Raw genomic sequence first — 21,741 nt, forward strand, 5'->3', positions numbered from 1 at the left:
CACTCTAATGCTTGGGTATCTTTTACTTTAGCATTCAACACATTAGCTAGGCTTTTGAACGCAGGGACAAACTTATCATCTAAATTTTCAATAATTAAAGTCATCTCAAAATCCTTTTTTAGCTTTTTTGATATTATAACCTTTTTCTATGAGGTTACCACTTATTATCAATATATCCTAAGTGAAGGCAGGGCAGGGATATTTTTATAATCACAGATTTTTAAAACTAAATGCCAATGATACCAAGATTTTACCCGCATACTTCCTATTTGTGCATTATAAGATTATTTTGTTTGGGTATTTGCCTGCTAGTCTAGTTGTTTTATGTATAATATAAATGAGGTTGTACCAAACGAGGACAGCAACCTCTTTTGGTAAATTTATGACCTCGAAATGAGGTGGTAAGTATGCCATTACTTAAGATACTGAAACATATCTTAGTGATGATTATACTACTTTGTTTATTAATAAACAAGTTATATTAATCCTAAGATAAACACGAAGGTTTAACCCTTTGTGTTTTTTAGTATCTAGTCCTCATTTATGCTTTCATAGCAAATATAAAACCTATCTTCCCAATCCCACAAGTTTAATTCATTTTGTTACAAATCTTTAGCCAATACCATAAATTTCATTAAATCGTGATTATCTACGATTTTATCATACCTCTCTTCTTCTTCTCTTGTTATTACCACAGGCAATAATCCTTGTTCGAAGCAAGAATATATCATTAAAAATTTTCCTAATACACTGTATCCATAATTATCATTCTTACGTTCTAACCAATTATAAAGAAAATGCCAATCATATGCACTTGAAGTATTTGTTTTTAGGATACTGTTGAATTCACCAAGCAAATCATCATTTAGTTTTTGTCCCAATATCAAAGATTCTACCATTTTCAACCCTAATTTTTTATAATTATGCACTTCATAAAAATCTACTACCCTCATCGCTTCAGGTATATAATCATAAAATATTATTGAATTGATTTGATTAGGGTTTGCGTGTGATTCCCTGATAGTATGATATGCCATACGAGCACATATATCCAACATATATTTATCTAAAATCTTTTTAAATTCATCTCTAGTTTTTAGCATTCAATTCTTTGTATCCATTTTGGCATGGTCTCAATTATATTTTTACTTTCAAATTGATTTTTTCTAATCCTACCTACATACCTTAAGGACACAGAATTATCATATAAATAAATTTCATCACATAAATCTATCACTTCATTTAGGTTATAAAAGGATTGAATATAACGCTTTTCAATCACGCTATGAGCTATATCATGCCCGCCTTTTGCTACCCTCATTGCTACCCTTTGTTTAGCGATTTCCACACTATCCACACCCACATAATAAAGATGAATTTTATAACCCTTGCCTCTTAGCTCTATAAAATCATCTTTATAAATATTTTTAACTTCTTGATTGAAACTAATTTGTTTTTTGATACATTTTTCCAACATAAGACAAGCGATTTTACCTGCCCTAAATTGGTCTTTTTCCTCTCGCCAGTCCCCGAAGCTACTGACTATCTCATCGATATTTATCCTATAGCCAAAGTGTTTTTTTCTTTCTAGCTTATCATAATACAGGGTCGTTTTACCTGACCCATCCACACCAGCAAATATATTGGCTATTGGGTTGTCTTTACTCAGGTTCATATCTCTTTTTCCTCTCCCTTCATCACTAGTCAATAAGCGTCGCTATATGCTTGTATCTCTCCTATGAGCGGGGTAAACTTCTACTACCGATTGTATTGATTGAGTAGGTTTTGAAGCTCTTAGGTCTCTATCCCTAGCCCTTTGCACTTCGCTAGCTCTTTGGGTCGGTATTCCTTCGAGTGCTTTTGTATCTCTAAAGCCGTCATGATTTTCCTTATCCATTTTTAAAATATTTCCTGCTATCTCAGCGATACCGCCGCCGCATTTAAATTTTTTATTTTTAAAATAGTGGATTTTATAAAATCCAAAAATCAAATTTATCCATTTAAAATAAAATCCCTGAATCTTTTTTACCTCTTTTTTGCACAAAAGACCCTAATATTTTAACAGATTGTCAAAAATGCAAAAAATTCATACAAGTCAATTTGAATTATGAAGTTTTTTATCTTAATTTAAACTTAATATTTATTTATCAAAATAAATAACATTATGAGACTAACTTTTATATTAAAAGATATAAGCACACTTAAAAATCCCTTATTTACTTTATTCAATAGGTTATAATCCAAAGTGTGCCAAATCATTTATCCAATTTGTGCCAAAACCCATATCTAAAACTTACTTACTTGCCTAAATATTTTATGATAGATACAAGCCTAGATAAAAACACTCTTCCTCTCACTACCCTAATGCTTCTTGTTTTAATTCCGCATTACCCTTAAGTGTAAACCATTCAAAGGCGAGGGTTTATACCCTCTTTAAATGTGAAATATTTGGCTCAGGTTTAGTTTCAAGATTGGGTTTTGGCTAATTGTCTTTTGCACTATGGATAAACTTTAATTGTCCTGTGTTGTAATAAGGTCTTAGGGCTTTGATTTTCTCTACTTTTGATATTTTTCGGCTTGCTTGGTAGGGATTGATTGCGTTTATCAAAATGGGTTTATTCTCATTCCTATTTCATTGCTTTTTTGGCTTCGGATTCTTGGGCTTTTCACACCCCGCTTACCACTAACCCACACAACCCTCTGTCTTTGGCAAATTGTAAAAGTGGTTGTGTCTTTATTTGTTGGGTTGGGTTTTGATTCTTGTGGATTTGATAAGTTTATTCACTAAACTCCTCTTACTACCCTAACATTTTACACCCTACCCATACACGATATTCTCCCTCATACCACTTCACGCCAACCCTTTTAAAATTTGGGTTGTGCTAGTTTTATTGTCAATCACCCTCCTTCGCTTAGAGCTAGAAGATATATCAGATGCTTTTATTTGGCTTGGGTATGTTTGTGTGTTGGTATTTGGTTTATTTTGGAAGGGTTATGAATGTGTTGGTATTTGGTTTATTTTGGAAGGGTTATGAATGTGTTGGTATTTGGTTTATTTTGGAAGGGTTATGAATGTGTTGGTATTTGGTTTATTTTGGAAGGGTTATGAATGTGTTGGTATTTGGTTTATTTTGGAAGGGTTATGAATGTGTTGGTATTTGGTTTATTTTGGAAGGGTTATGAATGTGTTGGTATTTGGTTTATTTTGGAAGGGTTATGAATGTGTTGGTATTTGGTTTATTTTGGGGATGGGGGGGTATCCATCCCCATCCCCCCATCCCTCCCCCCTCACACTCAAATAATGGATTTTTTGGATTTTAAGATTTTTGTAGATTGTAATTCAAAATAATAAATTTTATTTTCATTATTTGACAAATAAGATTTTTATAGATAGAATAGCGATAATAAATTTTAAAGTTCAATAAAATTTTATTATTTAACCTTATACTATATAGTATTATAAATATTTTTAGTAATTGCTCTATCAAATTTTTTGTTTGTTATTTTGTAATAATCATCAAAGACCCTCAAATAAGTATTTTTATGCTCTTCTTGATGGCTTTGGATTATGCAAAGGCTAATATAATCAAGCCCTTTACAAGTGCTTTCATGGATTATCTCTGTAAAATACCTTGCTTGCCTTCCTTTATCTTGTATGGTTTGTTTGGCTTCAAAGAGGTTATTGCTAAAATCTAAAACATCATAAAATGAATCAGGAGAAATGAGTAAGCCATCATCATTTTTTAGGCTTTGGGCTTGGATTTTTAAGATTTGGGCAGAGCCTATGATGATGGCTTATAAGCAGCTGTGTCTAATCTATCTTCATACACCAAACGTTCAAAATCAACATCCCCATCCCTTAAGAACCTAATAGGATCAAGCTCACCTGTGTCATCTTCTTCATCATCCTCATCATATCCTTCCCAATCCCCTTTGGTGATGTGTGTTTGTTCGATTAAGATTTTTTGAGTTTTTAGCTTGACTTTGTTATGGATATTTGCAGCTTGAATGTCTAAAGAGTGTGTTGCATAGATAAAAGCTTCATCATTAAAAAGGGTATGGGCTTGCATAGAAATATTGTCAGAAATAATGAAGGCTTTATCTTGGTTGTAAAGGTTAGAAGCAATCAAAAAAGCATCTTTAGCATAAATGAGTCCTTTGATATTTGAGAGGGTAGAAGCAGAGAGTTTTAAATTTTGCTTAGAGATGATAACCCCAGAATTTTGTAGCTCTTCTTGTGTTTTTATCAATATAGAGCCTGCTGATTGGATGAAAGATTGGTTATTCAAAGAATAGGTTTGGATGGATAAATCTTTGGAAGCAAAAAAGCCTCTATTGTATTTAAAATGAGGCTCAGGAGCATTATCTTTAGCTTCAATTCCAATAGATTGAATGGATTCAAAAGCAACAGGATATATATTTTGAGAAAAATTAGGATAATTATTATCAATATAAGCTGAAGTTATTTCAATCTTGCCATTGCTTTGGATGACAAACCCTCCATCCCCTTCTTTGAGTGATGGGAAGGTAGCCATAATACCCTTATTGTCAATGAGAGAATTGGCACAGGAAGCAATGAGGTAAATAGAATTGGCATAAACCCCACCTAAATAAGCTACATCAAGGGCAAGTTTGAACTCTTCTTGTTTGGAAGTGATGTCTTTAGATTCTATGGGCTGCCATAAGAGCAAAGCTCCTTTCTCATCAAGACTGATTTGATTAGAACCTAAAATAATATTGAGTTCTTTGGCATAGAGTTTTTGATGGATACTCAAAGATTTGGCTAAGAGGTTGAGTGAAGTTGAAGGGAAGGCATTCAAAGAATCAATATTGATGTGTCCTTTTTGCACCCTCAAAGAAAAGTTGTGTTTCAAATTTTGGTTGTCTTGAAGCTGGGCTAGTCTTGAAGGGTTTGGGATAATAGAGGATTGAGGTATGGATTTATTTTTTGTTATTAAGCCTGTAGAAAGGGTCAAATCACCAGTATTGATGAAAGCACAACCTTGACAAGTGATGCCATTAGGATTAGCAATGATAAGTCCTGCTTGTTTGCCTGCAATCTCAAGACTACCCTTTAATATAGAAGAATGGGTGGAAGTAACTTGATTTAAAATAAGGTTAGCTTCAGAGTTTGATAAGTTTGGATTCGAAGTGATGAATCCAGATAATTGAGTTGATGTGATGGATTCTATAGAGTTATTGATGATGATACCCCTTGCATTCACATTAAAGTCCAAGTAATGATTGTTAGAAATCCCTATTTGATTGGGGGCTGTGATATTGATGATGGGGATGTTGTTTGTAGAAGTATCTATTGAAGGGGCAAATTGAGCTTTGGAAGTATCAGGAATGATGGGCATTATGCCCTCATTGGGACTTATAGTCGGTATCAAAGCAGGCTCAGCCAACAAGATAGAACAAAAACTTAAAGCATAAAGAAAAAAAATAGGCATTTGAAAAACTTTGAAAACAAAATCTTTGAGGTATTGGATTTTTGTTTCCAAAATATATGGTGATTTTTTTATTTGAATCAATCATTCCCTCATTTGATAAATTACTTATTCAAAGACATAAAAATTTAATTATTAATTGATATTTGATATTAAAATAGCGTGATATTAAAATAAGGTTGCTTAAGTTTAGGTTAAAAAATTAAAAAGATATTTTAGGATAAAGGCTAAGAGGAAAAATCCCCTTAAGAGATAAGGCATTAGAATTTCCACCTTCCTCCGATGCTTACTGTTGCATATTGAGAGATATTCCCAAGTTTTGCTCCTATAGAAACATTAAGGAAAGTATTTTGACTTGCTTGCCATTCTCCTCCAGCCTTCAATACAAAGGCAGTATCAAATTTATTATCTTCAAAATCACCATAAGATGAATTGAAATAGGTTGAATATATCCTTGTTTGAGTCTTTTGATTGTTTGACAATACGACTCCTTGATAAAATTCTGGTGAAATGAAGAAATAAGATTGATTGTTGTCAAAATATTTCCTGAGTTCTACCCCTATATTTCCTGAGATAAACTGTGTTTGGTATGCAGAAACATCCATTGAAATATCAGGATTATCAGATGTTGCTTTGAGGGCATCATTAGTTCCATAGTTGTATCCCACACCTATGTATGGTTTCACAAACCAATCATTTTTTGATATATTGAATACATACCCATAGGTGGCATCAACATGAGTTTGAAGTCCTAGATTGTTGCCATTCAAGGTTGTATTCAATACATTATCTTTGAAGTTCAACTCATTATAACCTACCACTTCCCCAACGCTTAAATCAATCTCACTCTTGCCTGCAAATATTCTTGTATATACCCCAAAATCACCACTATGACTAGTGTTTTTTGAAGAAGAATTAGATATGGAATTGGTTGTATAAGCATATGTGCCATACAATCCTAAGATGATATTTTTGATGAAAGCATCATAGCCTATAGAAAGTGTGCCTGCAATATTTTTGATACCATTGCTAGTCCCACCTAAAGAACCAAGATTGATCCATAGGTTATTCACAGAATTCAATCTTAATTTGTCATAAGAATAGATAGTTGGAGATACATCAGAGCCAACTGTTTTGTTTGTATTATTAGCGGCTAATGCTTTTCCTTTCATTTTATCAATCCATTCTGAAAATCTTATATCTTGAGAAGAGGGATTGCTGAGCTTAGCTAATCTGGTTTGGGTGCTGAGTCCTGAAGCAAAGCTTAGTATTTGACTGTTCAATGAAGCAGAGGAAGAAAGTGAGTTAAGACTTTGTTGTTGGGTATTGACAGTTTTTATCACTTGAGCTTGTTTTTCTTCCAAAACTTTTCGAGCTATCGATAGTTTAGACATATATTCTAAGGAATCAATGTATTCTTTTTGGGTTTGTTTGATTTTATTTTTGATTTGATTGATTTTGTTTATATCAGCATTCCCAGATTGAAGATCCTTGATTTTTTTATCAAGAGTTGCAATTTCATTGTTAAGTTTAGTCAATTTTGTGCCATTTTCTTTTATAGCTTGCAGATAACTATTTAGAGTTGAATTTTCTTTATTGAGTGTCTCAAGCTCTGTTCGGATATTAAGGAGGGTTGTTTTAGTATTATTGATATCTGTATCTGTGATATTTCTTGTAATGCCTACTGCTTTTTTTAGAGTATTGACTTGATTTTGCAATCTTGTTTTTTCATCAGCAATGGGCTTGAGATCGACAGAATTTTTGCCTAATTGTTTATTGATATCAGCAAGTTTGTTTTGAAGGGTTTTGATTTGATTGTTTACAGCGGCAATATCAGAATCTGCGATTATTCCTGATGGTAGGATGTGTGATGAAAGCTCATTGATTTTCTTTTCAAGTTTCTTTTTTTCATCGTTGAATGATAGGGATTGGATCGTCAGAGTGCTTGCTTGTTCTGCTAAAGTGTTAGCAGCACCAAAATGTTTGCCAGCGTCGAGTTCTTGTTTTTGGAGCTCAGGGATTTTCTTTTGTCCATTTTGTGCATATTGTTTCATATAAGCTATATTTATTTGTATACCAGGATTTGTGTATGGATTTAAAGCTTTACTATTATTAATATAATTTGTAAGTTTATCTATTTCTTCTTCAACTTTGCGAGTTCCGGTTTGGATATTGGCAAAATCAGTAGAAATTGATGTTGCAGTAGTATTTGCTTGATTATGTGAATTTTGAAACGATTTCATTTCATTTTCTCGTTTTTGATTATTTTTTGTCAACTGTGAGTTTATGCTTGAGATATTTTGATTTATGATAACCATTTGTTCTTGAAGATCTTTCATTCTAATGAGATTGATTTCTCTTGCAAGTTTGTTGTTATTGAGATTGACTTGCTGTTGAAGTGCAGTATTCAAAGTATTGGTCGTTGCAACTAATTGATTATTTAAAGTAGCTGTACTTGGATTGTTTGGTGCTGTGTTGACTTTATTGAGGGCATTGAGTGTGTCTTGATTGCTTTTGATTAAGACCAGATTACTCAGTTTGGTTAGGGTGTTATCAAACTCTTTTTTCTTAGTGTTGATTTGATTGTTATAAGAGTTTATGTCTTTGTATTTTAAACTTTTCATACTATTGGTGATAGTATTATTTTTTTGTTGTAGTTCGTTTAAATCAGATTGAAAAAAGTTTTTTTGTGTGTTGAGATAGTTGATTTGTGTTAGCTTGCTAGAAGTTTCTGAAGAAGAATTTTGGATTGCGGTTTGAAGATCTGTATTGAGTTTCAATATATCATCTTGGTAATTGTAAACCTTAGATATTAGGAGTTCATATTGCATTTGGGCTTTTGCGGGATCAAAAGATGATGCATTTGCAATCGAAAGTTCTAAAGAAATGGGAGATAAAGCTGAGTTAGCTGCACTGAGTTCGTTATATGCCCCCCCCCCCTCCTAATAGTGCTAAAGATAAGATAGCTGATAATTTTCTTGATGGTGAATTCATTTTTTTTTCCTTGCATTTTTTATTACGCAATGAAATTTTCGATTTATCCTATTAAGAGTGCAATTATAAAATAAAATCCTATGATTTGTCAATTAAAAATGAATAAAAAATTATTTTTAATTGAGTTAGGTTGTTTATCATACCCCCCCCCCCCCATATATATTAAAAATAAAAGTATTAATAATTTTATTTTTAATATATATTTATACTTTTAATTGTTTTTTATATGAGAACTTTCTTGCCACAAAGGGTTAGGGATATGGTGTTTGTTGTTATTTTTTGATAGAATCAAAAACTAAATTTAAAAAAGGCAAATAATGCAAGAAACGATACAGGCTTTTCAAGATCATTTCCAGACTTGGGGGTATTTACTTTTATTTGTATATTGTATGGGTAGTGGCTATGTGGGTATCGTCGTTGCTGGTATATTGAGTTCTTCAGGGAGTATGGATATAGGGATGTCGATATTGGTAGCATTTTTGGGTAACACTTTTGGGAGTAGTGTTTTGGCTTTGTTAGGAAAGTATCAAAAAACTGAGGTAATGAAATATTTTTCAAAACACCGTAGGAAAGTCGCCCTTACATATTTATGGCTGAAGAAATATGGTGTTTGGTTGATTTTTGTCAATAAATATATTTATGGAGTCAAGACTATTGTGCCTATTGCTATTGGATTGAGTAAATATGATTTGAAGAAATTTTTAATATTGAATGTATTTTCTTGTGGGGTATGGGCTGTATTACTTGGATTGGTGGCATTTTTTGCTAGTGAGGTTATCAAAAAGATTTTTTCCAAAATAGGTGAGATGCCATATTTGATGCCTTTGATTTTTATCATTATTGCTTTGATTGTGTGGATTTTGCTCAAAAAATTCAGCAAAAAATGAAAAGATTTTTTATTCCTTAAGGGTCTTTTTTCTGTATAATAAAAAATCCAAAAAAATAATTTCAAAAGGATAATAATATGAAAAAAATAGGAATTTTTTACGGCAGTGATAGTGGTAATACCCAAACAGTGTGCGAAAAAATCGCTGATAAATTAGGCAAAGACAATGTTGAGCTTATCGATGTTGCAAAAGCTTCAAAAGATCAATTAAAAGGCTTTGATAACCTGATTTTAGCAAGCTCTACTTATGGCAGTGGTGATTTGCAGACTGATTGGGAGGACTTTATTGGTTCTTTGGATGAGAGTGATTTTGGAGGTAAGAATGTTGCTCTCGTAGGGCTTGGTGATCAAGATACTTATAGCGATACTTTTTGCGATGCACTTTATCATTTGTATGATAAGGCTAAGGGTGGCAAAATCATTGGTCAGACTTCTACAGATGGCTATACTTTTGATGATTCTAAGGCTGTTGATGGTTCTAAATTTGTCGGTTTAGCGATTGATGAAGACAATCAAGATGATCTTACTGATGAACGTATCAATGCTTGGGTTGATGATATCAAATCGAAGTTTGCTTGATTTTTCATTGGGCTTTTGTCCAATGAAAATAAGCTTTTAATATCTGGATTTTACATAAAATTTTGAAGTGTGTTGGCTTTTGCCATCCAAGCTTTAAGCTCTTCCCATTCTTCTTCTTCTATAAGTTTTTTTGCTAAAAATAATTCTTCTGTAAATAAATTGATTGAATCAAGTAGATTTGTTTTGTTTTGTTTGAAAATGTCTTTCCACATGATTGGAGAACTTTTTGAGATACGGCTCATATCTTTGAATCCTCCTCCGATAAGAGCTAGGATAGTTTGGGGGTCTTCTTGGGAAAGGACGGTATTAGCAAGTGCGTAGCTGATGATATGAGGGAGATGACTGATGAGTGCGATGTGTTTATCATGGTCTTTGGCATTCATTTTGATGAGACGCATCCCAATAGAGATAAAAATCTCTTTTGCAAAAGCGATTTGAAATTCTCCGCTATCTTCTAAATCTGTGAGGATAATGATTTTATTTTTGAAGAGGTCTTTGAAGGCTGCTTTTGGTCCATAGAATTCTGTGCCACTCATTGGATGGGTGCCAATAAAATTTTTTCTTATTCTTTGGGGAATGGCATTGATGATTTTTTCTTTCGCTCCACCAAGATCAATGATTGTAGTGTGGGTAGAGATTTTGTCAAAAGTTTGGAGAGTTTGTATGATTGCATCTACAGGAGTAGCTAGAAAAATCACATCGCAAGTTTGGATTTCATCAAACTCAACACATTCATCCACTAGCCCTAAAGACAATGCTTGTTGTGTATGCAACGCATTAGTGTCATAGCCTAAGATTGTTTTGAATATTTTAGTTTCTTTTAGGGCAAGCCCCATTGACCCACCAATGAGTCCTAGACCTATGATACCTGCTTGCATAATATCTCCTAAAGTTTATAAATTTTATTATAACTAAAACTCAAGGAGATTTATGTCTGAAGACTTATATCCAGCCTTTTTTGCGGAAGGATTTTAAAGTGGCAGTGAAGATTTCCATTTCATCAGGGGTGCCTAAGGATATACGATTCCAATTTAGATATGGAGGGAATTCTCGTCCAACTAGTATGTGGGAATCTTTCATCCTTTTTTGGTAGGTCTTAAGGTCTCCTTTTATTTGATAAAAGAGGAAGTTTGCTTGTGAGGGAAGGTATTTTATTTTGAGTTCATTGAGTGTGTTTTCGAGCATTTTTCTAGCAATTTGATTGGATTTGAAACTTTTTTGAAAAAACACCTTATCTTTTAGGGAAGCTAGGGCTGCAGCTGCGGCGAGTGAATTGATATTGTCTACTTCGGCAAATTGATTGATATGATCAATCGTGTCTTTCATAGCAATGCCATAGCCTATCCTTAAACCTGCAAGGGCATATATTTTTGAGAATGTTTTAATGACAATGAGATTTTTTTTGCCTTTTTTGATCCAATTTGTCGCACTTTTGAATTCAGGGTCTTGTACAAATTCACCATAAGCTTCATCAATCATAAAAAAGGTATTTGAAGGGGCTTTTTCTATCCATTTATCAAGTTTTGTGCTTGGAGTGATGGTTCCTGTAGGATTATTTGGATTGCATATATAGACGATAGAAAGTCCCTTGAAGTTATCAGCACTTTGGTGCATTTTTTTCAGATCAAAGTTCATTTCATCATCAAGTGCGACTTTGACTATAGGGATGTTTAAGGGTTTTGCATAGTATTGGGCGAGTTCAAAAGTCAACTCTGGGACAATGAGTTGGATGGGTATTTTTGCTTGAGTCGCTTTGGCAGCTAGGGCTTGTATGGTGGAATGTATTGTGCCTGAGGAGCCATTTCCTAAAATGATATTTTCTTTTTTGAGGTTGAAATTTGTCCCTAAGGTTTCAATCAGATCCATCCATATTGTGTGTTCGTCATAACGTAGATATCTAAATGCGTTAGGGATTTCTTCTAAAATAGCTTCTTTTGCTTTTGGTGACATTCCAAGTGAATTTTCATTAGAATCTAGTATCAATGGATTTTGTTGTGTGGGTTTGATGATTTTATCAGGTTTTGCTTCTAGGGCAGATGGGAGACCTCCTAAAAGCAAGCTTCCAAATAATAGCCCTGAAGTTTTTAATATATCGCGTCTTTGGATATTTTTTGGTGTATTTTGCTTGATGATATCTGAAGAAGTCATGATAATCTCCTTTATTTTGAAAGTATATTTTTATATGCTAGCATTTAAAGGATTGATTGTGTTGGAAAAAATCATGAGATTTTCAATAAATGTCCAAAAAAGTAACAAAAAATTTATATAAAGATTCTTGTTTTATGCCAAGTTAGATTAAAACTTCTTTGAGGACTTCTTCTATGGTCTTTACAGGTAGAATTTCGATTTCTTGTTTGACTTCTTCAGGCATATCAATGAGGTCTCTTTTATAATTTTTTTCTGGGATGAGGACTTTTTTTATCCCTGCTTTGTGTGCAGCGATGAGCTTTTCTTTGAGACCGCCGATAGGCAAAACAGCTCCAGTAAGTGTTAGTTCACCAGTCATTGCTATGTCAGATCGGGTTTTTTTCTCACATAAAATTGAAGCGATTGAGCTTGCTAAAGCGATACCTGCACTTGGTCCATCTTTTGGTGTGGCACCTTCTGGGACATGTATGTGTATATCATAGAGGTTATAGATTTGAGTTTCTTGGTCTTTTTTTATTTTTTTAGATTTTTTTTGTGTGATTTTGAGGGTGTCTGAATCAATGAGGACTTTTATCACAGAAAATGCGATACGAGCAGATTCTTTCATCACATCCCCAAGACTACCTGTAAGGGTTAAGAGTCCTTTTCCTTTGATTTTGATGGATTCAATTTTGAGGACATCTCCACCCACGCTTGTCCAAGCTAGTCCATTGATGATGCCAATTTTGTTTTCTTTGGCAATTTCATCAATTTCAAAGACGATTTTATCCAAGTATTGAGGTATTTCTTTTGGAGTAATGGTGATTTTTTTGAATGTTTCTTTGGATTGAAGAATATTTTTAGCACATTTTCTCATTATAGTTGCAATAGTTCGACGAAGATTCCTTACGCCTGCTTCGCGAGTGTATTTTTCGATGATGAGTTTGATAGCTTGTGAATTCAGAGTGATTTCACTTGACTTGAGACCATGTTTTTTGAGCTCTTGAGGGATAAGGTATTTTTTTGCGATTTCTTCTTTTTCTTGAGGTGTATAACTCGAAACACTGATGAATTCCATTCTATCACGTAGCGGAACTGGGATATTAAAAATATCATTTGCTGTGGCAATAAAGATGATTTTAGAAAGGTCAAGATTAAAATTGGTGTAATAATCTCTAAAGGCGACATTTTGTTCAGGATCAAGTATCTCTAGTAAAACGCTTGTGGGATCTCCACGCATACTCCTGCCAACTTTATCAATTTCATCTAGCACTATCACTGGATTCATTTCTTTAGCTTCAATCAGACCTTGTACGATTCTTCCAGGCATAGCTCCCAAATAAGTGCGTCTATGCCCTCTTAATTCATTTACATCTTCAAGTCCTCCTAATGCTATCCTTACTAACGGACGCCCAATCGCTTTGGCAATAGAGTTCGCAAGGCTAGTTTTTCCTACTCCTGGAGGTCCATAAAAACATAATATCGTGCCTTTTCCTTCTGTATTATTTTTATCCCTTAAGCTGAGCAATTCTTTAACTGCAAAATATTCAACGACTCTTTCTTTTGGTTTTTGGAGTGAGTAATGATCTTTATCAAGTTGTTTTTGAACATTTTTGATTGAGAGCTTTTTTTTACTCATCTTGCCAAAAGGGATTTCAAGTACCCATTCAATGTAGTTTTGAATAATGTTAGCATCAGCACTGTCTTGATGCATTCTATTGAGGCGATCAATTTGTTTTTTGACCTCTTTGTGGGCATCTTCTTCCATAAAAGGCTTGATTTTTTCGAGTTTTTGATAGTATTGATTGATTTCCTCATCTCGTTGTTTGTCTACCCCTAGTTCTTTTTGGATTTGCTTGAGTTGTTCTTTGAGGAAGTATTCTTTGTTAATTTGTTCCATTTTATTATGGACTTTGCTCTTGATTTCTTTTTGGAGTTTTTGGGTTTGGATTTCTTCTATGACCATATCAATGAGTGATAAAAGCCTTTCTTCAGTATCGTTGCTTGCAAAGAGTTTGTAGGATTGGTCTTTTTTGAGCCTGAGGGTAGAAGCTATGAGGTCGATGATTCGATTGGGGTCATCATTATCATCAATGGTTTTGAGCATATCTGGAGGGAAAAATTGGCTGATATTAGCTAGGCTAGTAACTTTTTCTCTTAAAACTTCCATTATCGCATTTATTTTGTCTGCGTCGTATTCTTTATAGATAATCACATCTATAAGTGCTTGGAGGGGGTTTTCATCTTGGAGTGAGAGGATTTTGCCTTTGGTGAGTCCTTGAAAAAGTAGTTTTACCCTGCCATCAGGGAGTGTAACTTTTCGCATGATGTTCCCAATGACTCCGACATCATAAAAACTATCTTTGAATCTTTTTTGTTCTTGAGAGTTTTTTGCACAGCTTACAAAGACAAGATTGTTTTGTTCCATTGCTTTATTGGCAGCTTTGATATTAGCTTCATCAGAGATGAAGATTGGAGCTATCATGAAAGGATACACAAAAACTTCATCTTCAATAATGACAGGTATAATACCGGGAAAATTCCCAAAATTACTTATTTGCATTTACATTTCCTTTACCAATTGAATATGACGACATACCATGGAATATGAGAAGGTTTAGGATGGGTTTCATTTTCTAATTCTTCATCTATCCTATCAAGGTATTTGCTTAAAGCTTCTTTTTTGTGTTGTTTTTTGTAGACATTGGCGATAGCTTTATTGAGTTCATTTTGACCCAATATGAATTTGACTTGCATATATTCTACGAATGGTAAATAACGGCTGTTGGGGTATTTATTGATAAAATCATCTAGCGATTGGATAGTGTCGGAGACGAATTCTTGATCTTTGCTTTGATTTTTGAATCCATAGTAATGAGCTTGTAGCTTGAGGAATGCTATATAGTCGGCATTTTGAATTGTCCCATATCGTTTGAGGTATTCATCAAAATAGAATTCAGCCAAGATATATTCTTCTTGACCCATATGTGCTTGCCCTAAAATCAGCATTGCTTCTGGTAATAAAGGTGAGTTGATATGTTCGCTTTGAAGTGAGGAATAATAGTTATCTGCAGCTTCAAGGTTGCCAAATTTTATTTCTTTTAGTATGCTTTGATACCAAAAAGAAGCAGGCTTATTGTATTCATTGTTTTGTTTGGCACAGGCAACTAATAGAGTGAGTAAGATAACCAAAAAAGCCATTTGTCTGTAAAAAAGCATAAAACTCCTATATGATAAACTATTAATTTTAGCATTATAGCTAATCTGATTTGAATTATTTCCAAAAAATATGAGGATAAAATTGATTTTTATGGTTAAATTTGGATATAATCTAAATTATTTATGATAAGATTTTATTTTATTAAAGAAAATAAGAAATATAGGGGCTATAGAAATGAGGTTTAATAACTATGATTTTTGATGTAAAATCGCCAATATTGGGCTTTGAGGATGTTACTAAGATGAAGCTTGAAAAAATAGATGATATATTTGTTCGTCTTAGTAATGCAGAAAGTGAAGTCCCTGTTTTTACCCTTGTAAATCCTTTTGTATTGAGAGAATATGAATTTGATGTGCCAACGGCATTAAAAGTTTTGTTAGAGCTTGATGAAAGCAAGAATATATTTACAGCTAATATTATGGTTATCCAAACCCCTATTCAAAAGTCTACTATAAATTTTTTGGCTCCTGTGATTTTTAATTTTGATAATCAAACAATGGGGCAAGTAGTTTTAGATAGTCTAAAATATCCTCAATATGGACTTGCCGAATCTATTTCAAAATATTATCAGGAAGATAAGCAAGAAGAGAAGAAATAGTTTTTATTTTCATTTTGTTATCTTAATTATTATATTTTATTTCAAAATAAAATAATAAATGTTAAGGATAAAAAATGATAGAACAAAAAACATTACTTTTTGTGGGTTATGGTAGTATGGCAAAGGCAATAGCTTGTGGCATTGCTAAAAGTGAGTTAAGGAATAAGTATCGTTTTGAAATTGCTGGGCGTGATTTAAAAAAAGCACAAACTTTCATTGATGAAAATAATTTGAATAATTTGGCTTCTGTGCACCAACTTTCTGATGTCATTGATATTGATGGCAAAATTGTTATATTATGTGTGAAACCATATGCTTTAGAAAAGTTTAAATACAAAGGTAAGGCAACTTCTGTATATAGCGTCATGGCAGGTGTGGATATTGAAGTGATAAGCAAACATCTTGCAAGTATTAATTATGCAAAGATAATGCCTAATGTTGGTGCTAGGTATCAAAAATCTTCTTCTGCTGTGTATATAAAAGGAGATATTAGGGAAGAGGCTAAAGAAATAGTCTCAAGTTTTGGCTGTGCTGTATTTGTTGATTCTGAAGCTTTAGTCGATGCTTCTATTGCCACAGGAGGAAGTTCTCCAGCTTTCTTAGCTCTAGTAGCTCAAGCACTTATTGATGCAGGTGTGAGAGAAGGTATCAAACGCGATGATGCTACTGAGCTTGTGAGGGCAACTTTTGAAGGTTTTTCTCATTTGCTTGCACAGGAGTTGCCTAATGATATTATCGCTTCTATTACTAGTCCGGGAGGGACAACAATAGAAGGTCTTTATGTATTAGAAGATAGGGGGGTTCGTGGGGCTTTTATTCAAGCTTGTCACGAAGCAGTCCAAAAATCTAAGAAAAAGCATTGAATTTATTTTAATGCTTGTCATCTTTATTGATCGCTTCATAGGCAAATTTCACATACACTGATAAGCCTATCAAAAGCATTGCAACGCCACCAGTGAGATAGACAGCATAGAGGATTTTATCTGGTTCGCTAAGGGTAAATTTGAAGACCAACATCAAAGCTTCGATTGCTAAAGCAATTACAATAGAACCAAGAAAACGTATCATTGTTTTATGGATAGCACGATGACTTTCACCGATATTTTTTCCTAAAACTTCTTCTTCAAAAATCGCCTTGACTAGATCAAAAATAGCCAAAGATAGTGTGAGTAAAATTGTAGATTCAAATACTTCTTTTATATCAAAACTTCTAAAATGAACCGATGCAGTCCAAAAACTTGAAATCCCTTTGATGAAAAGAAGGATAGAAATGAGTGTGAGCATTGTAGAGAGGGCAAAATACATTCCTATGCTGAAATTTGAAAACAAATTATAAAATCGACTTGGTGAACTGATGCTGATAGCTTTTTTTAAAGAGATATCGACACATAAAACAAATAATAACTCTCTTTGGAGATTATAGATTGGGTAGGAAGCAGTGATGACAAGCTTGCCATTGAGTTGAGAAGGATAAGGGTCAGTAAGGACACATTTTTGATCCCTGATAGCTTCAAAAAAGTAGGCTTTATGAGCAAAATTATCTCCAGTTTGATGGTTTGAGTTGTTTTGGATTTGGTTGCCTTTAGGGTCTAGGATATAAATACAATCAGCTACTTCTATTTCATCTTTTATCTTTTGGGTAGCTGTTAGGATAGATTCTAGTGTTGTGGGTCTATAGTTTTTGATATTTTGGGTAAAAAGATAACAGATGTAGGCTCTTAGCTCATAACGTATTTTTGAGTAGGTGATTATATCTTTTGAGAGCATTTTCTTTCCTTTTTGTTTGCTGTGGCAATATTTTACTATAGAATGAAATATTTTAATTTTAAAATAATCTTAAAATTATGCAAATAAAACAAAATAAACGAATCACTCAATCCTTTGCCTATTCAGAAAATATATATTGGAGTCAAAAGGTAGGGAATATTATCTTTTAAAAATGAAATTTTGTGATAGAAAATTTTGGGTTTATATTATATTAAAGTATCCATTCATTCACTAATTTTGATAAATTTTAGATACAATAAAATCACAAAAAATAAAATTTGTCTGACAATAGGAATCAAAATGAATAAAATGCCTGCTTTACCACAAAACATAGTAAAAACTCTCATAAATTTTTTGTATCATGAAGCAAAAAAACGAGGCTTTAATAGAGTCGTTTTAGGCGTGAGCGGTGGTTTAGATAGTGCAGTAGTGGCTGTATTGTCTAAAATGACTTTTAATAATCACCTTCAAGTACTTTTAATGCCTTCAATCACTTCTTCAAAGTCAAGCTTGACTGATGGTATTGCACTTTGTGAGCAGTTTGAAATCCCTTATCAAATTCAGCCTATCACTCAGTATGATGAGGCATTTAGGATCAATCATAAAGATGCTAATCTTATCCGAAAGGGAAATTTTTGCACACGTGTGAGGATGGCTCTTTTATATGATCTTTCTCACCAAATCCGTGCTCTTGTAGTGGGAACTAGCAATAAGAGTGAGTTGATGTTAGGCTATGGGACAGTGTATGGAGATTTGGCTTATGCTATCAATCCGATTGGAGATTTTTTTAAAACACAAGTTTATGAGCTAGCTAAATTACTCAATATACCAAAAAACATCATAGACAAAAAGCCTACTGCTGATTTATATGCAGGACAAAGTGATGAAGAAGAATTGGGCTATAGCTATCAAGAAATCGACAAACTACTCCTTGATATTTCCAATATTTATAGTGATTTTTCCCAGATAGATATAAAACAGCTTTTTTCAATGGGGTATGACAAAGAAATCGTTAATGCTATTGTTCCTAGAATTAAAAACAATCTTTTCAAGCAAACTTTACCTTTTAATTATAAGATCAGATAAAACAATATTTTAGTACAGATTAGAATCGTAAAACCAAAGGTGATTTAAATTACAGGGATTTTAATGAAAATAGATTTTTTTTGGTGTGTTGATGCGTTGGATTGATAGATATTTTTATCAGCCTAGTTTTTTCCAAATTATCATTGCAATTATTTTTTTACCTTTTTCTTTTATTTATTGTTTGTGTGCGAGTTTAAGACGTAATTTTGGTTTTTTGAGGGATTTTGAGATTCCTATCATTAGTGTTGGGAATATCGTAGCTGGAGGGAGTGGGAAGACTCCTTTTATCATTGAGATCGCAAAAGATTATGAAGATGTGGCTATTATCTCTAGAGGATATAAGAGGAAATCAAAAGGACTTTTAGTCGTCTCTGAAAGAGGTAAAATACTTTGTAATCAACAAGAAAGTGGAGATGAAGCCTATCTCATTGCAAAGATGACAAAAAATACGACTGTGATTGTGAGTAAAAATAGGGTTTTAGGCATAAAAAAGGCACAAGAATTGGGTTGTAAAATCATCTTCCTTGATGATGGTTTTCGCTTCAAGTTTAAAAAACTCAATATTCTCTTAAAGCCAAAGCTAGAACCTTATTTTAGATTTTGTATTCCATCAGGTATCTATAGAGAGAAGTCATCTTTATATAGAGAAGCTGATATTGTTGCATTGGAGGGTATTGATTACAAAAGAGATGTGAGTATTGAGTGTGCAACACAAAGAATGTTATTGGTTACTGCTATTGCTAATCCTTCAAGACTTGATGAATATATCCCTAATGTGATAGGGAAATTGACTTTTTCTGATCATTCTGATTTTAACATTCCTTATTTGCAATCAGAGGCAAAAAAATATAATGCTACTTCATTGCTCATCACTCAAAAAGATGAAGTCAAATTGCAAAATTGTCCTATCCCTTTGAGTGTCATGAAACTCACACTCAATATTGATGGTCATATTAAAGCAAAAATCAAGCAATACATTCAATCTTAATATTCTAACAATGATTTATTTTGAAGGCGAAAAACACGAGTGCATTTTTTAGCGATTCCTTCGTCGTGAGTTGCTAAGATTAATATACTTTTTGTGTTTTTGATGTATTCAAATATGACTTGCATTACATTTTGTGCTGTCGTGCTATCAAGATTGCCTGTAGGTTCATCTGCAAAGATTATTCTGGGTTTTTTGGTCAAGACTCTAGCGATTGAGAGACGTTGTTGTTGTCCACCGCTTAGTTCGGCTACATTTTGATGTAGTATTTTTTGGATACCTAAAAATTCTAATAAGTCTCCATCAATCTTTTGTCCTGATAAAATAGAGGAGATTTTAAGATTTTCTATTCCACTAAATCCTCGAAATAGATAATGTGATTGAAAAATAATACCTACATCATAGCGACGGATTTCTAGTAATTTTTTAGGTGATAGGGAATAGATATTTTCGTATTCAAAAAGATTGACCGTGCCTTTTATTGGCTTGAGCATTGTAGAAAGATTGTTTAAGATAGTAGATTTCCCACTACCACTCACTCCAAGTATGGCTATAGATTCTGTTGGTAAAACTTCAAGGTTTAGGTTCTGATACAAGAGCGTTTCAAAATGGTGTGAGATTTTATTTGCTTTTAACATTATTTTCTCCTAAAGATTCTCATCGCCCAAAATAAAAGGTGATATTATATATGATGGGGATTGGTTGATGCTATGGATAACAATGGTATCATAGATTCTGGCATAGTATTTGATAAGCATCCTTTGCACAATAGGCTCAATACTTGGTGTAAACCAACCATTATTGCTAATAAGGATAAGGTATTTTGGTTTATCTTGATACATTATTTCAGAAGTCCCTTCATAGCAAATAGCACTACGAAATACATCATTATCAATAGTGAAATTACCTGGTTTTTTGCCTTCACTCAAGCTGTATTCTTCTCCAAAAAAGATTTTATAAAAAGGCTTTGCCAAAAAATCAGGTAGGGGTATTTTTTCTCCAAAAGGTGCGAGCACAACCTTGTCAATATAGGTAAAATGACCATTTTGGAAAATATAAGTGCTATTGTAAATTTGACCTTCTTCTTCACGCAAAGCACCTGTAATGATCGTGATTTTTTTACTCAAAGTCAGTAGTTCTGGCATCAAAAAACTTTTATTTAGGATAAAGGGGAAAGTTGTTTCTGGGAAAATAATCATTTTTTTACCACTTAAAATTGCTTTATTGATGGAATCAATATTTAGCCAAATAATATTGTTTAGATTTTCAGATTGCCATTTTAAGTTTTGATTGATATTTGTTGTTATGACTTCAATACCTGAAGGTAGTGTTATTTTTCCTTTTATTCCTCCCCAATCTAGTGCTAGGAACAAAAAACAAATACCCAATATTTTGTAAAATCTCTTGAAATAAACAAATGCCCATACTCCAGTAATGATACAAAAAAAACTCAATTTGTCAACACTAAAAATACTATAAGAGAAAAAAGCATCTACTTTGAGCCAGTCGAATCCAAAAGGATGTATATAGCTCATCAGCATCAATGTCAAAATACGATAAAAAGATGAAGTAAAAAATAACAAGAAATAAAAAATAAATCCATAAATCAATGCTACAAAAAACATTATCAGAGGGATAAGGAATGGGAATGGAGAGAATCTAAAACTTAAACCTACCCAATAAAATAGCCCTAATCCTACAAAAAATCCAAACCAAAATGCTAATTTTTTTGGTACGCCAAACCATATCCATACACTCAATAATGCGAAAATAGTATCAAAAATAATAAGAGCATTTTGATAATTTTTGTAAAAAAACCATACATTTCCATAAATAGGGAGTAAAAATATCATCGCTAATATTAATGCACTTATTAGATAAATGCTCCATATTTTAGGGTATAACCATATCCTGAAAATGCCATATTTTTTCTGATCTTTGATTGTTATATTGATATTTTTATGTAAGTGAATATTCAAAATTTTTGCCTTAATTTTTAAGATTTTTATTTTTAGGTTATTTATTGTAGAATGATAACTTTTTAAAACT

Annotated in this window: 22 protein-coding genes; 9 read left to right on the forward strand and 13 right to left on the reverse strand. The window is 33.0% G+C overall.

The genetic code is table 11. The features are described from left to right. Positions 1–602: 602 nt before the first annotated feature. From BKH44_RS03855 to BKH44_RS08955, 4 genes are all read right to left on the reverse strand, one after another. Complete coding sequence (locus tag BKH44_RS03855) at positions 603–1,103, reverse strand: hypothetical protein (protein ID WP_095270236.1); 501 nt, start codon at positions 1,101–1,103, stop codon at positions 603–605. After that, on the reverse strand, positions 1,097–1,675 hold the full coding sequence (locus tag BKH44_RS03860) for an ATPase (RefSeq protein ID WP_095270441.1): 579 nt from the start codon (positions 1,673–1,675) through the stop codon (positions 1,097–1,099). The genes BKH44_RS03855 and BKH44_RS03860 overlap by 7 nt, the downstream gene beginning before the upstream one ends. Before the next feature lie 42 nt (positions 1,676–1,717). Further along, entirely contained in the window at positions 1,718–1,990 is a 273-nt protein-coding gene (locus tag BKH44_RS08705; protein WP_180674102.1) for a hypothetical protein, read from the reverse strand. Positions 1,991–2,482: 492 nt separating this feature from the next. After that, positions 2,483–2,608, reverse strand: coding sequence for a hypothetical protein (locus tag BKH44_RS08955; protein WP_257842585.1), 126 nt, complete (start codon positions 2,606–2,608; stop codon positions 2,483–2,485). A 283-nt stretch (positions 2,609–2,891) separates the two neighbouring features. Here BKH44_RS08955 and BKH44_RS08775 point away from each other — a divergent pair, with 283 nt between their 5' ends. From BKH44_RS08775 to BKH44_RS08785, 3 genes are all read left to right on the forward strand, one after another. After that, entirely contained in the window at positions 2,892–3,035 is a 144-nt protein-coding gene (locus tag BKH44_RS08775) for a hypothetical protein (RefSeq protein WP_180674103.1), read from the forward strand. 111 nt (positions 3,036–3,146) lie between these two features. Further along, complete coding sequence (locus tag BKH44_RS08780; protein WP_180674104.1) at positions 3,147–3,302, forward strand: hypothetical protein; 156 nt, start codon at positions 3,147–3,149, stop codon at positions 3,300–3,302. A gap of 241 nt (positions 3,303–3,543) precedes the next feature. Next, positions 3,544–3,696, forward strand: a complete 153-nt coding sequence (locus BKH44_RS08785) for a hypothetical protein (protein WP_180674105.1) — start codon at positions 3,544–3,546, stop codon at positions 3,694–3,696. 86 nt (positions 3,697–3,782) lie between these two features. Here BKH44_RS08785 and BKH44_RS03870 read toward each other — a convergent pair whose 3' ends face one another. Both BKH44_RS03870 and BKH44_RS03875 read right to left on the reverse strand, forming a co-directional pair. Further along, positions 3,783–5,534: a filamentous hemagglutinin N-terminal domain-containing protein gene (locus BKH44_RS03870; protein WP_095270239.1), complete on the reverse strand. Its 1,752-nt coding sequence runs from the start codon at positions 5,532–5,534 to the stop codon at positions 3,783–3,785. A 176-nt stretch (positions 5,535–5,710) separates the two neighbouring features. Further along, positions 5,711–8,281, reverse strand: a complete 2,571-nt coding sequence (locus BKH44_RS03875; RefSeq protein WP_095270241.1) for an autotransporter outer membrane beta-barrel domain-containing protein — start codon at positions 8,279–8,281, stop codon at positions 5,711–5,713. Between the two features lie 480 nt (positions 8,282–8,761). Here BKH44_RS03875 and BKH44_RS03880 point away from each other — a divergent pair, with 480 nt between their 5' ends. Together BKH44_RS03880 and BKH44_RS03885 are read left to right on the forward strand one after the other, a co-directional pair. After that, positions 8,762–9,331 (forward strand): DedA family protein, encoded by a 570-nt coding sequence (locus tag BKH44_RS03880; RefSeq protein WP_095270242.1) that lies wholly within the window; start codon positions 8,762–8,764, stop codon positions 9,329–9,331. Between the two features lie 77 nt (positions 9,332–9,408). Further along, complete coding sequence (locus BKH44_RS03885) at positions 9,409–9,909, forward strand: flavodoxin (protein WP_095270244.1); 501 nt, start codon at positions 9,409–9,411, stop codon at positions 9,907–9,909. Between the two features lie 50 nt (positions 9,910–9,959). On the opposite strand, the gene BKH44_RS03890 is transcribed toward BKH44_RS03885, so the two are convergent. From BKH44_RS03890 to bamD, 4 genes are all read right to left on the reverse strand, one after another. After that, positions 9,960–10,787, reverse strand: a complete 828-nt coding sequence (locus tag BKH44_RS03890) for a prephenate dehydrogenase (protein ID WP_095270246.1) — start codon at positions 10,785–10,787, stop codon at positions 9,960–9,962. Positions 10,788–10,851: 64 nt separating this feature from the next. Then, complete coding sequence (locus BKH44_RS03895; protein WP_219349883.1) at positions 10,852–12,057, reverse strand: histidinol-phosphate transaminase; 1,206 nt, start codon at positions 12,055–12,057, stop codon at positions 10,852–10,854. Between the two features lie 142 nt (positions 12,058–12,199). Further along, the gene (lon, locus tag BKH44_RS03900; protein ID WP_095270248.1) at positions 12,200–14,599 is read right to left on the reverse strand and encodes an endopeptidase La; all 2,400 of its coding nucleotides are present in this window, start codon (positions 14,597–14,599) and stop codon (positions 12,200–12,202) included. Positions 14,600–14,610: 11 nt separating this feature from the next. Next, positions 14,611–15,237 (reverse strand): outer membrane protein assembly factor BamD, encoded by a 627-nt coding sequence (gene bamD, locus BKH44_RS03905; protein ID WP_257842589.1) that lies wholly within the window; start codon positions 15,235–15,237, stop codon positions 14,611–14,613. Between the two features lie 209 nt (positions 15,238–15,446). Here bamD and fliW point away from each other — a divergent pair, with 209 nt between their 5' ends. Then, positions 15,447–15,854: a flagellar assembly protein FliW gene (gene fliW / locus BKH44_RS03910; RefSeq protein WP_095270252.1), complete on the forward strand. Its 408-nt coding sequence runs from the start codon at positions 15,447–15,449 to the stop codon at positions 15,852–15,854. A gap of 74 nt (positions 15,855–15,928) precedes the next feature. Beyond that, the gene (gene proC / locus BKH44_RS03915; protein ID WP_095270253.1) at positions 15,929–16,717 is read left to right on the forward strand and encodes a pyrroline-5-carboxylate reductase; all 789 of its coding nucleotides are present in this window, start codon (positions 15,929–15,931) and stop codon (positions 16,715–16,717) included. 7 nt (positions 16,718–16,724) lie between these two features. Here proC and BKH44_RS03920 read toward each other — a convergent pair whose 3' ends face one another. Further along, complete coding sequence (locus tag BKH44_RS03920) at positions 16,725–17,621, reverse strand: PDC sensor domain-containing protein (protein ID WP_095270255.1); 897 nt, start codon at positions 17,619–17,621, stop codon at positions 16,725–16,727. A 309-nt stretch (positions 17,622–17,930) separates the two neighbouring features. Between BKH44_RS03920 and BKH44_RS03925 the strand changes: the two genes are divergently transcribed. Continuing rightward, on the forward strand, positions 17,931–18,707 hold the full coding sequence (locus BKH44_RS03925; protein WP_095270445.1) for an NAD+ synthase: 777 nt from the start codon (positions 17,931–17,933) through the stop codon (positions 18,705–18,707). Between the two features lie 91 nt (positions 18,708–18,798). After that, entirely contained in the window at positions 18,799–19,695 is an 897-nt protein-coding gene (locus BKH44_RS03930) for a tetraacyldisaccharide 4'-kinase (protein ID WP_095270257.1), read from the forward strand. Here the strand turns inward: BKH44_RS03930 and BKH44_RS03935 are convergent. After that, positions 19,692–20,330 (reverse strand): ATP-binding cassette domain-containing protein, encoded by a 639-nt coding sequence (locus tag BKH44_RS03935; protein WP_095270259.1) that lies wholly within the window; start codon positions 20,328–20,330, stop codon positions 19,692–19,694. The two genes, BKH44_RS03930 and BKH44_RS03935, sit on opposite strands and share 4 nt — an antisense overlap. Positions 20,331–20,339: 9 nt before the next feature. Further along, on the reverse strand, positions 20,340–21,671 hold the full coding sequence (locus tag BKH44_RS03940; protein WP_257842586.1) for an apolipoprotein N-acyltransferase: 1,332 nt from the start codon (positions 21,669–21,671) through the stop codon (positions 20,340–20,342). Positions 21,672–21,741 lie beyond the last annotated feature (70 nt).

Origin of the sequence: Helicobacter sp. 13S00477-4 (genome assembly GCF_002272785.1) — a bacterium.
Lineage (GTDB): Bacteria > Campylobacterota > Campylobacteria > Campylobacterales > Helicobacteraceae > Helicobacter_J.

What these genes read in the sequence shown, in the direction of transcription:
- BKH44_RS03925 (WP_095270445.1), top strand. Translation starts at nt 17,931, where the DNA reads ATGCCTGCTTTACCACAAAACATAGTAAAAACTCTCATAAATTTTTTG.
- fliW (WP_095270252.1), top strand. Translation starts at nt 15,447, where the DNA reads ATGATTTTTGATGTAAAATCGCCAATATTGGGCTTTGAGGATGTTACT.
- BKH44_RS03855 (WP_095270236.1), bottom strand. Translation starts at nt 1,103, where the DNA reads ATGCTAAAAACTAGAGATGAATTTAAAAAGATTTTAGATAAATATATG.
- BKH44_RS08785 (WP_180674105.1), top strand. Translation starts at nt 3,544, where the DNA reads ATGCTCTTCTTGATGGCTTTGGATTATGCAAAGGCTAATATAATCAAG.
- BKH44_RS03930 (WP_095270257.1), top strand. Translation starts at nt 18,799, where the DNA reads ATGCGTTGGATTGATAGATATTTTTATCAGCCTAGTTTTTTCCAAATT.
- BKH44_RS03895 (WP_219349883.1), bottom strand. Translation starts at nt 12,057, where the DNA reads ATGACTTCTTCAGATATCATCAAGCAAAATACACCAAAAAATATCCAA.
- BKH44_RS03880 (WP_095270242.1), top strand. Translation starts at nt 8,762, where the DNA reads ATGCAAGAAACGATACAGGCTTTTCAAGATCATTTCCAGACTTGGGGG.
- BKH44_RS03935 (WP_095270259.1), bottom strand. Translation starts at nt 20,330, where the DNA reads ATGTTAAAAGCAAATAAAATCTCACACCATTTTGAAACGCTCTTGTAT.
- proC (WP_095270253.1), top strand. Translation starts at nt 15,929, where the DNA reads ATGATAGAACAAAAAACATTACTTTTTGTGGGTTATGGTAGTATGGCA.
- BKH44_RS08780 (WP_180674104.1), top strand. Translation starts at nt 3,147, where the DNA reads ATGTGTTGGTATTTGGTTTATTTTGGAAGGGTTATGAATGTGTTGGTA.
- BKH44_RS03920 (WP_095270255.1), bottom strand. Translation starts at nt 17,621, where the DNA reads ATGCTCTCAAAAGATATAATCACCTACTCAAAAATACGTTATGAGCTA.
- BKH44_RS03875 (WP_095270241.1), bottom strand. Translation starts at nt 8,281, where the DNA reads ATGCAATATGAACTCCTAATATCTAAGGTTTACAATTACCAAGATGAT.
- bamD (WP_257842589.1), bottom strand. Translation starts at nt 15,237, where the DNA reads ATGGCTTTTTTGGTTATCTTACTCACTCTATTAGTTGCCTGTGCCAAA.
- BKH44_RS03885 (WP_095270244.1), top strand. Translation starts at nt 9,409, where the DNA reads ATGAAAAAAATAGGAATTTTTTACGGCAGTGATAGTGGTAATACCCAA.
- BKH44_RS03860 (WP_095270441.1), bottom strand. Translation starts at nt 1,675, where the DNA reads ATGAACCTGAGTAAAGACAACCCAATAGCCAATATATTTGCTGGTGTG.
- lon (WP_095270248.1), bottom strand. Translation starts at nt 14,599, where the DNA reads ATGCAAATAAGTAATTTTGGGAATTTTCCCGGTATTATACCTGTCATT.
- BKH44_RS03890 (WP_095270246.1), bottom strand. Translation starts at nt 10,787, where the DNA reads ATGCAAGCAGGTATCATAGGTCTAGGACTCATTGGTGGGTCAATGGGG.